The following is a 10,349-nucleotide window of genomic DNA, read 5'->3' on the forward strand; positions in this document are numbered from 1 at the left end:
TGGCCTCCAAAGCCACTTTCGCCTTGAACTCTGCCGAATAGCGTTTCCGTTTGGTCATTTCTGTGCGTTCTTCCTCAGGCGCTACAGCTTAGCACCTGGTCCGAAATCCCGCGACCACCTCTGACTTCACTAAGCTCGAACCAAAGTACGAGGAATTATAATCTATCCCAGAACTGCCGAGCGACTGGGCTCATTTTCCGATCAGGGGCATGTATCTTGATCAGGTGACGTTTCGCTTGATTTTTGGCGGGGCAAAGGAACACTAAATCTGGTTCCGTGATCATCGCACTTTCGGGAAGGATCGTTGCCCCAATTCCATTCCTTACAAACGCCAAAAGAGCTGTCGTGTTCTTTGCTTCTAGGTTGCACTCGAGAAGTATAGCCTTCACCTCTGGCGCTTTTACGATGGAACAAAGCGGGTTTGAAATGAAGGGTTCAAGCGATAGAACGTCCCAGCCCTGCTGGCCTTCTACCCAAGCCTCAAAGATGGCTGCCTCTTTGTGGCAAACGATTCCTAGACCGTCCGTGAGGATTATTTCCCCATCGTGACTCGTGTCTGTTTCAGATGAAATGATCCCAATATCCGCTTCATCAAGTTGGACGCGGCGGATCACAGATGCGGTATCAACATCGCTGATTTCTAGTCTCACGTCCGGTCTGTGTTTTCGAAATGAGGCCACAACATTCGGTAAGAGCGTTATGGTCGCGGATGGAACTGCTGCAATCCGTATCGACCCTGCAGTTGACATCGCATGACGTCGGATCGCTTCGGCGCTGCGAACGAAGGCATCGTTGGCTCTTCGGCTTTCTTCCAGGACCAGACTACCGAGAGGCGTGAGTTTGTTCTTTCGATCGGTCTCAAAAAGTCGGTCGCCAATATCATCTTCAAGTTGCGATAGCATCATCGAAACAGCAGAGGGCGTTCGCCCCAGTTTTGCGGCCGCCAGTGAAAGCGACCCTTGTTCTGCGACAGTTTGAAAAACGCGCAGCATCTCCAACTTCAGAGCCATTCAGTTTTCCTGAAAAAATGTTCAAAACTTCAAGATTGATTGAAGTTAGTCGTGCTGCCAATACCAACGCAAGTCAAAATAGAGGGGTCGTTTCTGGATGAACACGCAGCTTTACATCAACCGTCAGTGGCAATCTGGCCAAAGCGAGATTGAAAACCGTAACCCCTCTGATCTCTCCGACATTATCGGTCACTATGCTCAAGCAAGTGGTGAGCAGCTACAATCTGCGCTGGACGCAGCGCGTGCCGCACAGCCTATTTGGTGGGCTTCCGGCATTCAAAAACGTCACGATGTACTGATGGCAATCGGCACAGAACTGATGGCCCGCTCGGCAGAGATTGGCGAGATGGTTGCCCGTGAAGAAGGTAAGCCGCTGGCAGAAGGCAAAGGTGAGGTTTATCGCGCGGGACAGTTCTTCACCTACTACGCGGCTGAAGTTCTTCGCAATCAGGGCGATCTGGCGGAAAGCGTTCGCCTTGGCATTGAAATTGATGTGCGTCGCGAACCCGTTGGCGTTGTTGCGATCGTTAGCCCTTGGAACTTCCCTGTCGCGACACCGGCTTGGAAGATTGCGCCTGCGCTGGCCTTCGGGAATGCCATCGTGTGGAAACCGGCGAATGTTACCCCCGCGAGCGCGATCCTTCTGACGGAAATCATTGCAAAGCAAGATATCCCTGCAGGCCTTTTCAACCTTGTTATGGGGTCTGGACGCGAGATTGGTCAGGCGCTTGTGGAAAGCCCGAAAGTTGATGCGATCAGCTTTACCGGGTCTGTTCCTGTCGGTCGTGGTATCGCTGCGGCGGCTGTTGTGAATATGACCAAAGTCCAGATGGAAATGGGGTCGAAAAACCCAATGATCATCATGGATGACTGCGATCTTGACTTGGCGGTTGCGCACGCCTCTGGAGCTGCATTTGGCGGGACTGGCCAAAAATGCACTGCTGCGAGCCGGCTGATCGTTCACGAGAAAATTCACGATGCTTTCGTAGAGAAACTCGTCGCTGCCGCGCAGGCCTACAAAGTGGGTCATGCATTGGCAGAAGGGACCCAGATCGGTCCAGTGGTCAGCGAAAGCCAGCTCAACCAGAATCTCGACTACATCGCGCTGGGTCAGACCGAAGGTGCAGAGCTTTTGTGTGGTGGTCAAAGATTGGAGCGCGAAACCGAAGGCTACTTCATGGCGCCTGCTGTATTTGCGGGAACGCGCAACGATATGCGTATCAATCGTGAAGAAATGTTTGCCCCGATCACCTGTGTTATCAAAGCTGGTGGCTACTCCGAGGCCCTTGATATTGCAAATGACAGCGAATTTGGCCTGACGGCGGGTATCATGACCACGAGCCTCGCTCGCGCCAATCACTTCCGCGCCAACATGCGTGCCGGATGCGTCATGGTGAACCTGCCAACGGCTGGAACCGATTATCATGTTCCGTTTGGCGGTCGTGGCGCATCAAGCTTTGGCTCGCGCGAGCAAGGACGTTATGCTGCCGAATTCTATACCACCGTTAAGACAGCCTATGTCGCATCTGGAGAGCCTGCATGAAACGCGCGCCTCTGATCGACGGTCTTCAGTACGCCAACTGGTCCGAGAAGATTTTTCGGCAGTTGCGTGAAGGTAATGTGGACGCTGTCCATGTGACGATCACTTATCACGAAACCTTTCGCGAGACGGTTCTTCAAATCGAAAAGTGGAACAGGTGGTTTGAACAATATCCCAACCTGATTTTTCAGGGCCGCACAGCATCGGACATCGAGAAGGCCCAAAAAGAAGGTCGTACAGCGATATTCTTTGGCTCTCAGAACCCGTCCTGCATGGAAGACGATATTGGCTTGATCGAAATACTGCACACGCTTGGTATGCGGTTCATGCAGTTGACTTATAACAACCAGTCGCTCCTTGCGTCAGGGTGCTATGAGACCGAAGACACGGGTCTTACCCGCATGGGTCGCGAAGTGGTTACAGAGATGAACCGCGTCGGCATGGTCGTAGATATGAGCCATTCAGGTGAGCGTTCAACGCTCCATGCGATTGAACATTCGTCCCGACCAATCGCGATCACTCACGCAAACCCGCACGCCTGGCACCATGCGCTGCGCAACAAATCAGACACCGTTCTGAAGGCTCTGGGTGAAACGGGAGGGATGCTCGGATTTTCTGTCTATCCGCACCATTTGCGCGACGGATCGAAATGCACATTGCAGAGCTTCTGCGACATGATCGTTCGGACCGCTGATCTGATGGGACACGGGAATATCGGGATCGGAACGGACCTTTGTCAGGACCAGCCCGATAGCATCGTAGAATGGATGCGGGTCGGACGTTGGACAAAGTCAATCGACTACGGCGAAGGGAGTGCAGCCAATCCAGGGTTCCCGCCCATGCCGGAATGGTTCAACGACAACCGCGACTTCAAAACGATTGAATCTGGTTTGTGTGCTGCTGGCCTGGATAAGGCGGGCATTGAAGGTGTCATGGGGGGCAACTGGCACCGGTTTTTTGCCAAGAGTTTCGGACCCGCCGCAGGCGGATCCGAAAGCCACGTACGGGCTGCGGAATAAGCTCACATCAAAAATAGAAACTGTCGTTCATGGGAGGAACCTTGAGATGAGCGATACAACACAAACCGGTGCCGAAAGCACCGGACTCGGAAAGGTGGACAAGCCCCTTTTTGCAATCACAGGGGGATTTATCCTTCTTTTCTGTGCTTGGGCACTATTCGACCTCGAAGGGCTGTCAGCCATGGTCGATACGGGCTTCAACTGGTCTGCGAAGTACTTTGGTCTGTACTGGCAACTGTTGCTGCTGGCGACGTTCCTGATCGGTTTGGTCCTTTGTGTCCTGCCGGGTGGGCGCGCTGTCCTTGGTAATCTGGAAAAGCCAGAGTTCACGAGCTTCCAATGGGGTTCGATGATCATGTGTACGCTGCTGGCGGGTGGCGGTGTTTTTTGGGCAGCCGGTGAACCGATTGCGCACTATCTCTGGACCCCTCCGCTCTTTGGCGATCTGAGTGGTGATGAGACCGCACGAGCCAATGCCGCTTTGGCGCAGGCCTACCTACATTGGGGTTTCCTTGCTTGGGCGATCCTCGGTGCCCTCACAACCGTCATGTTGATGCACTATCACTATGACAAAGGCCTGCCGCTTGCACCGCGAACGCTGCTGTACCCGGTATTTAAGGACAAAGCGATCAATGGTCCCATCGGTCTCATCGCAGATGCGTCCTGCATTATCGCTGTTGTTGCTGGCACCGTTGGTCCGATCGGCTTTCTTGGTCTGCAGATGTCTTATGGCCTGAATGCTCTGTTCGGCATCCCTGACACACTTGCAACCCAAGCCGTGATGATCCTCGGCTTGGCTGGCATCTATACGGTTTCCGCAATTTCGGGTCTGAACAAAGGCATACAGCTTCTGTCGAAGTTCAACGTCATTCTGGCGTTCGCTCTGATGGCTTTCATGCTGGTCTTTGGCCCGACATCGTCGATCCTCGCGGGGTTTACTGGCGGCATGGGTACGTACCTCACGAACTTCTTCGATATGGCTATGTTCCGCGGAGACTCAGGCCTCTTTGGCGAACCGGGTTGGTTGGGCTGGTGGACCGTGTTCTTCTGGGGTTGGTTCCTCGGGTACGGACCGCTGATGGCGATCTTTATTGCAAAGATTAGCCGTGGCCGTTCGATCCGTTCGATCATCATTCTTCTCGCAATCGTCGCGCCGATCATCACGAACTTCTGGTTCACGATTATTGGTGGCAGTGGCATTGCGCTGGAACAGGCGAACCCTGGAGTAATCTCTGGTCCGTTCGAAGGCTTTAATCTGCCTGCTGGTCTGCTCGCGATTACCCAAGCGATGCCTATGGGCTTTGTCCTGTCGCTGCTGTTCCTTGTGCTGACGATGATTTTCGTGGCGACCACGTCGGATTCGATGAGCTTTGTTATCGCTGCCTCCATGTCTGATGAGAACCCATCGACCGCACTCCGCGCGTTCTGGGGGATAGCGATGGCTGTCATGGCACTGATCCTGATTGGAACAGGTGGTGGCGGGGTCGGAAAACTCCAAAGCTTCATCGTCGTGACAGCGGTACCTGTATCGTTGGTACTGCTGCCATCCTTATGGGACGCACTGCGCATCACTTTGGCCCTCGGCCGCAAGTAACTCCCTAAATCGGGGGCGGCGGCCCTATACTCTCCCTACCGCCCTCGATCCCTTTTCTCGAACAGGATCAGATGATGGAACAGGCGAATATGCATGCTCCGACAACGCCGGCAGAATTCTACCGGAACCCAGATCAGGTCATGCGTTTGTCACGCATGGGAAGCGCGCACCCGATGCGACTTTCGTTCCTGCGCGTCCTCATGCGCCGCGTCGAAGCCGAAGGTTGGGTGTTTGATCGGCCCGTTTGGGATGTGGACGCCAAGGGTGTTGGTCGCGCTGTTTACTGTGCCCGTGGTCCAGTCAGAACGTATTCACTTGTGGCCTTTGCCCATGACTTACCTCCTGAAATGCGCTCTGATCGTGTCATCGCTACTGCTTGGGATGCAACGTTTACGCTTTTTGACGGTGTGCCATCTTCGGACGATCTTGATCGTTTACAGGCCAACGTACCTTATCAAGAGGCAGGCCGTATCACCGAGCGCGAGCTTTCATTGAGCCGCGCAAACCGATCTGTCCGTCTTTTCGAACATGTCGTAGATGCGCTGGCACAAGGTGCTCAGCCAGACATCGAAGAAATCGAAGCTGTCGGATACTTGATGCGGACAACCGCGGTATATGGTTCCGGTAAGTTCGGTGCAGCGGATCGAGCCACAATTGCAGAGCGACCTGAGCTTTCAGCGCCCTTTCAAGCAGAGATGCTTTCGGTATGGCTCACACGTTGGTTTACGATTGATATCGTCAATCACCTCGCACGATCCAAGGGCGGCGAACGCGCAGCCACCCTCGATATGGACATCTGCCGCCGTTTAGGCGTTGGCAATTCAACAGGCCTCGGCATGGCGCCGTTTCTGGTGCGTCACCCTATCCTTATCAACAATTGGATGTTTGCGCGCGAAGAGGCCTTTGCGCGGGTCCGATCGTTGGCAGCTGTGACAGAGCAGGCCAAATCTGATCTTCTAGCAGCGCTTGAGGCCGCGAATGAAAATGCCCGAACTTGGAAGTCCGAGCATCCGATCCAAGTTACGAAACTAGACGACCTTCGGCGCGACTTGGCACTAATCAAAGCGCACCTTGCGGATTGGCCTAACGCTGACCACCCTTGGAACGCACTTTGGCTTTGGGCTGAGAACACCCTAAGCACAGAAGGACAAGAGGCGCTCGTTTCGATCATGCTAGAGCCTCACGGCGATCTTATTGACGGCCTTGCCGATTGTATGAGCGCGGATGAACGCGCACAGTTCCGGATCGACGGCGCGCAAACAGTCCAAGCTCAGTTGGACATCTTGCAAGAACACTATGCTTGGGCGCTTAACGTCGACTTTGACCAAGAGGACCAGTCAGCACAGTTTTGGTATGTGTCAGAAGAAAAGCTGGAACCGCGCCTCGGGAACCGCTTTGCAGAAGAAGGCGTTGACCTCGAACAGCCGCTCGGCGTCGCGCACTTGGCCAAATCGCTCTACAAAGCGTTGCAGGCATGGCCGCCATCCGCTCGTGCCGGCGAATTCTTGTTGGCGCACCCCGAACACCGCTTGATGGTGCGTCGCGCACAGCAGGCCCCTAAACATCCCTACGCTGAAGTGCGTGACAACCTCATTGCCCGCGACATGCTCCCGATCGACCTGATGCGGTGTAAATTGGCGTTTTTCGGTGCCACTCATTTTGACCCGCGATCTGATAAATGGGTTCGCATCAGCCTGTTCAGCGGCGCGCCATATCCATTTGAAATGAGCGCAAGGGGAGTGGCATGAACATGTCTGAAGCTACTGAATTCATGTCGGCAACCGCCCATGCGCCGGTCGGCGTCCGATTAAGCCGCACAGAGACAGAGACGCTCTGCTTCAAAGCAACCCGCGGCGCTGGCTATAGTTGGGGCATCGCCGAGGAAGCTGCGAATGCCGTGGGCTGGCTGCATGCAAATGGCATCGACGGGACAGCAGTCCTATTGGCCGCGATTGTGGCCCCAACATTCAACGCGCCGGTCATGTCCAACGTCTTTTGGGTCAGTTCCGACGGAAAGCCGCTTTGCCCGCTGACGACTGGCGCCGCACTGTCAGATTTTGCGACATCTGTTTTTGCGTCAAGCAATGATCATCTTAAGGTAGGCGCGGTTCGGCAGCCCGTATTGCTCCTCCCGTTTATTGCTCAATGCGCAGCAACGATAGTTGGTTCTATTGCTATCGAATGGGAAGGGCGAAATCTGATGGTGGGTAATAGTGTCAAAACCGATGCTGAAACTTTATCCGCTTTCTTGTCCGCATCTGTCGCGACGATCACCTTGAGCCTGTCCAGCGACCTATTTGAACCCGACAGGGCGAGTTTGTTTGCTCTGGCATCCCCACATACAATAACCGCGCTTGATGCTTTGGCAATGCGCACAACCGTTCCAGCCACCGAGCAATCCCGTAACAGCGGTGCTGGCGCAGGAACCTCTGATAACGACTAATGGAAGATCGATGACCCTCTCGCGACTGAATCCCGGCCCTCGAATGAGCGAAGCTGTCACCATTGCCGACGCCGTCTTTTTGGCTGGCCAGATACCGACCACGCTAACCGGCGATATCACGGTGCAAACCCGTGAAGTTCTGACTGAAATTGATGCCGTCATGGCAGAGCTTGGCGGATCCAAAGCAGATATTGCCTCTGTGCAGGTCTGGCTGACGGATATGGCTGACTTCCAAGGAATGAACGCCGTCTGGGATGAATGGGTAGATAAAGAAAACCCGCCAGCGCGCGCGACATGCGGCGTTGCGCTGGCTCGGCCCGGAATGCGGGTAGAGATGGTCGCGGTAGCGCGTAATCCTAACGCTTAAAACTGAATTGCCCCGCGAGGCGCCCTAGTTTCCTAGACGCCTGCCTCGTTCAGTTTCTGCTGTCTGACTTCGAAGTCAGCGGGTGACAGCATTCCGGTGTTCGGGTGCTTGCGTTTCGGGTTGTAAAACATCTCGATGTACTCGAAAACGTCCTGCCGTACAGCTTCGCGGGTTAAGTAGGTGCGGCAGCGGATCCGTTCTCGCTTTAGAAGCTGCAAGAAGCTTTCCGCGACAGCATTGGCATGGCAATTGCCGCGCATGCGGACCGTCCCGCAGCGACCGGCTCTGCGCAGCGGGACCGGCAATGCCGAGGTCTGCGATGCCCGAAGCGACCATAGCGCTGACGTTACTGCTGTCGCTGTCCATCAAGTCGACCTGCACGCCTTCGTGGGCATCCATGAAAGCGCTGAGAAGATCGGGCAGGATCAACGCGGCAACCGAAGGCACCGACGCTATACGCAGCCGCCCTACCCGCCCCTTCGCATATCCCTGGATCAAGCTGATCGCATTGTCGTGCTCGCGGACAAGGTCTTCGCTGATGTCCCTCACGAAACGCCCCAGATCAGTGAGGTCCCGCTTCCGATCTGTTTCGAGAAGTGGGCCACCGAGTTCGTCTTCGACCTGCTTCAGCGCCATAGAAAGAGCCGATTGCGTGGGTCACAATTTATCCGCCGCATCGCGCAGGTTGCCGTGCTGTGCGACGGCAAGGATTACTCAGAGTGTTTCGAGTTTTAGCACCTGCGCCCCTCGCAATTCAGAAATTTTGAAATCTTGTTCAAAAATATTTGATTGATTGAAGTTTTTCAATCCGGTCCAAATGACGGCAAGGAGGACCATGAATGAGCCAGACGCTGACTTTAGACGAGATCGAGGACCTAGCGAAGCGTGTCCTGCTGTCTGCCGGTGCCACTGCGGATGCGGCTGCCTCGGTCGCTAGATCGACGCGCCTGGCCGAGCGGGACGGAATTCGCAGTCACGGGTTTCTCTATGTGCCGATCTACGCCGAACATCTGGAATGCGGAAAGGTCGCGCGGGACGCAGCGCCCAGCGTGACAATAACCCGACCGGGCGCTGTTCGGGTGGACGCGGACAACGGGTTTGCCCATCCCGCGATTGACGCAGGCTGGAGCGCGTTCACTGACGCCGCCAAGCATTCGGGCATTGCCGCTATGTCCATTCACAATTCGTACAATTGCGGTGTTCTTGGCCACCACGCCGAGCGCATCGCCGAAGCGGGGCTGATCGGACTCTGCTTCACACACGCCCCCGCTTCCATCGCGCCATCAGGCGGTCAGCGGCCCGTAATCGGCACCAACCCTTTCTCGCTTGCTGTGCCCGACGGCGAAGGAGGCGTGAGCCTTGTGATCGACCAGTCGGCCAGCGTCGTGGCCAAGTCAGAGATCCTGTTGCGCAGCAGGACAGGAGAGCCGATCGAGCCGGGTTGGGCGCTGGATATCGAAGGTCACGAGACGACCGATCCCGACCTGGCCCTTAAGGGATCGATGCTGCCTGCAGGTGGTTACAAAGGCTTTGGCGTGGGCTTGATGGTCGAAATTCTGGCAGCCGCACTTTCGGGTGCAAATCTCAGCACCGAAGCCAGCCCGTTTTCGGGAACCAAAGGCGGCCCTCCGGGAACCGGCCAGTTCTTTATCGCAATCGACCCTGATGCCTTCGGCGGCCCCACGTTCGGTGCCTCGATGGCGCGGCTCTGCACGTCGATCACCGAGCAGGACGGCACGCGTCTGCCCGGCGGGCGGCGTCGTGACAACCGGAGCCAGATTGAGGTCAAGGGGGTCAAAGTAGACGACGCGCTTTTGCAGCGCATCGAGCGCCTAGTTCGGAGTTGAGGATGAGCATGCATTCAATGATCGATACGGGCTTTGTGGCACAAATTCCGCGAGGGATTCACCTCATGAATCCAGGATGATAGCTGGGCTGCATGAGCAATTGGACCCCTACAAAGTACAAGACCACGAACTGGTCGGCATACAACGATAGCCTGAAGCGACGCGGATCGCTTTCGATCTGGTTTGATCCAGATCTTCTCTTCCGCTGAGTATTGCTTGCGTGTGGCCCGGCGGATGTCCTTAACGGACTTCTCGCTGAGTTGCCCCCCGAAAATCGGACACAGACATAAGCTACTATTTGCAGTCTGCTGATCTTCGACGAGAAGGAGATCAGAGATGTCGAAACGGAAGCAGCACGCGCCTGAATTCAAGGCCAAGGTCGCTCTGGAAGCCCTGAAAGGCGAAGAGACTGCCGCCGAACTGGCAAGCCGGTTTGAACCGCCCCGTCTTTACCGGAGGGCAAAACTCTCGGAGAATTGCCTGTTATGGAACATAGAAAGCAAAGAACCACGAAGCCTTATTCGCCCGA

The 10,349-nt window shown here is 55.3% G+C and carries 8 protein-coding genes and 4 pseudogenes; 9 read left to right on the plus strand and 3 right to left on the minus strand.

Features of this window, described 5'->3' with window-relative positions; genetic code table 11:
• Positions 1 to 155: 155 nt before the first annotated feature.
• Positions 156 to 1,010, minus strand: a complete 855-nt coding sequence (locus CLV74_RS22135; protein ID WP_106269086.1) for a LysR family transcriptional regulator — start codon at positions 1,008 to 1,010, stop codon at positions 156 to 158.
• A gap of 97 nt (positions 1,011 to 1,107) precedes the next feature.
• Between CLV74_RS22135 and CLV74_RS22140 the strand changes: the two genes are divergently transcribed.
• The 6 genes from CLV74_RS22140 to CLV74_RS22165 all read left to right on the plus strand — a co-directional run bounded on the left by CLV74_RS22140 (position 1,108) and on the right by CLV74_RS22165 (position 7,973).
• Positions 1,108 to 2,553, plus strand: a complete 1,446-nt coding sequence (locus tag CLV74_RS22140; protein ID WP_106269087.1) for an aldehyde dehydrogenase family protein — start codon at positions 1,108 to 1,110, stop codon at positions 2,551 to 2,553.
• Positions 2,550 to 3,569: a membrane dipeptidase gene (locus tag CLV74_RS22145; RefSeq protein WP_106269089.1), complete on the plus strand. Its 1,020-nt coding sequence runs from the start codon at positions 2,550 to 2,552 to the stop codon at positions 3,567 to 3,569. Before CLV74_RS22140 ends, CLV74_RS22145 begins: the two co-directional genes overlap by 4 nt.
• A 46-nt stretch (positions 3,570 to 3,615) precedes the next feature.
• On the plus strand, positions 3,616 to 5,163 hold the full coding sequence (locus tag CLV74_RS22150; protein ID WP_106269091.1) for a BCCT family transporter: 1,548 nt from the start codon (positions 3,616 to 3,618) through the stop codon (positions 5,161 to 5,163).
• A gap of 74 nt (positions 5,164 to 5,237) precedes the next feature.
• Positions 5,238 to 6,911 carry a hypothetical protein gene (locus CLV74_RS22155; RefSeq protein WP_245888661.1) on the plus strand — a complete coding sequence of 558 codons (1,674 nt, stop codon included), beginning with the start codon at positions 5,238 to 5,240 and terminating at the stop codon, positions 6,909 to 6,911.
• A complete protein-coding gene (locus CLV74_RS22160; protein WP_106269093.1) occupies positions 6,908 to 7,606 on the plus strand; it encodes a DUF3726 domain-containing protein in 699 nt (232 codons plus the stop codon). The genes CLV74_RS22155 and CLV74_RS22160 overlap by 4 nt, the downstream gene beginning before the upstream one ends.
• A 10-nt stretch (positions 7,607 to 7,616) precedes the next feature.
• The gene (locus CLV74_RS22165) at positions 7,617 to 7,973 is read left to right on the plus strand and encodes a RidA family protein (protein WP_106269095.1); all 357 of its coding nucleotides are present in this window, start codon (positions 7,617 to 7,619) and stop codon (positions 7,971 to 7,973) included.
• A gap of 32 nt (positions 7,974 to 8,005) precedes the next feature.
• Here CLV74_RS22165 and CLV74_RS22955 read toward each other — a convergent pair.
• Positions 8,006 to 8,230, minus strand: a pseudogene (locus CLV74_RS22955) (IS3 family transposase); the annotation flags it as partial.
• Positions 8,202 to 8,609 (minus strand): annotated as a pseudogene (locus CLV74_RS23310) (LysR family transcriptional regulator); the annotation flags it as partial. The pseudogenes CLV74_RS23310 and CLV74_RS22955, both read right to left, overlap by 29 nt.
• Before the next feature lie 203 nt (positions 8,610 to 8,812).
• On the opposite strand from CLV74_RS23310, the gene CLV74_RS22175 reads away from it, so the two are divergent.
• From CLV74_RS22175 to CLV74_RS23065, 3 genes and pseudogenes are all read left to right on the plus strand, one after another.
• The gene (locus tag CLV74_RS22175; RefSeq protein WP_106269099.1) at positions 8,813 to 9,820 is read left to right on the plus strand and encodes an Ldh family oxidoreductase; all 1,008 of its coding nucleotides are present in this window, start codon (positions 8,813 to 8,815) and stop codon (positions 9,818 to 9,820) included.
• Positions 9,821 to 9,912: 92 nt separating this feature from the next.
• Positions 9,913 to 10,017: pseudogene (locus CLV74_RS22180) on the plus strand (IS5/IS1182 family transposase); the annotation flags it as partial.
• A gap of 139 nt (positions 10,018 to 10,156) precedes the next feature.
• Positions 10,157 to 10,349 (plus strand): annotated as a pseudogene (locus CLV74_RS23065) (hypothetical protein); the annotation flags it as partial.

The organism is Donghicola tyrosinivorans (assembly GCF_003003355.1).
In the GTDB taxonomy this organism is placed as follows: Bacteria; Pseudomonadota; Alphaproteobacteria; order Rhodobacterales; family Rhodobacteraceae; genus Donghicola; species Donghicola tyrosinivorans.

What these genes read in the sequence shown, in the direction of transcription:
- CLV74_RS22140 (WP_106269087.1), top strand. Translation starts at nt 1,108, where the DNA reads ATGAACACGCAGCTTTACATCAACCGTCAGTGGCAATCTGGCCAAAGC.
- CLV74_RS22155 (WP_245888661.1), top strand. Translation starts at nt 5,238, where the DNA reads ATGGAACAGGCGAATATGCATGCTCCGACAACGCCGGCAGAATTCTAC.
- CLV74_RS22150 (WP_106269091.1), top strand. Translation starts at nt 3,616, where the DNA reads ATGAGCGATACAACACAAACCGGTGCCGAAAGCACCGGACTCGGAAAG.
- CLV74_RS22160 (WP_106269093.1), top strand. Translation starts at nt 6,908, where the DNA reads ATGAACATGTCTGAAGCTACTGAATTCATGTCGGCAACCGCCCATGCG.
- CLV74_RS22145 (WP_106269089.1), top strand. Translation starts at nt 2,550, where the DNA reads ATGAAACGCGCGCCTCTGATCGACGGTCTTCAGTACGCCAACTGGTCC.
- CLV74_RS22165 (WP_106269095.1), top strand. Translation starts at nt 7,617, where the DNA reads ATGACCCTCTCGCGACTGAATCCCGGCCCTCGAATGAGCGAAGCTGTC.
- CLV74_RS22135 (WP_106269086.1), bottom strand. Translation starts at nt 1,010, where the DNA reads ATGGCTCTGAAGTTGGAGATGCTGCGCGTTTTTCAAACTGTCGCAGAA.
- CLV74_RS22175 (WP_106269099.1), top strand. Translation starts at nt 8,813, where the DNA reads ATGAGCCAGACGCTGACTTTAGACGAGATCGAGGACCTAGCGAAGCGT.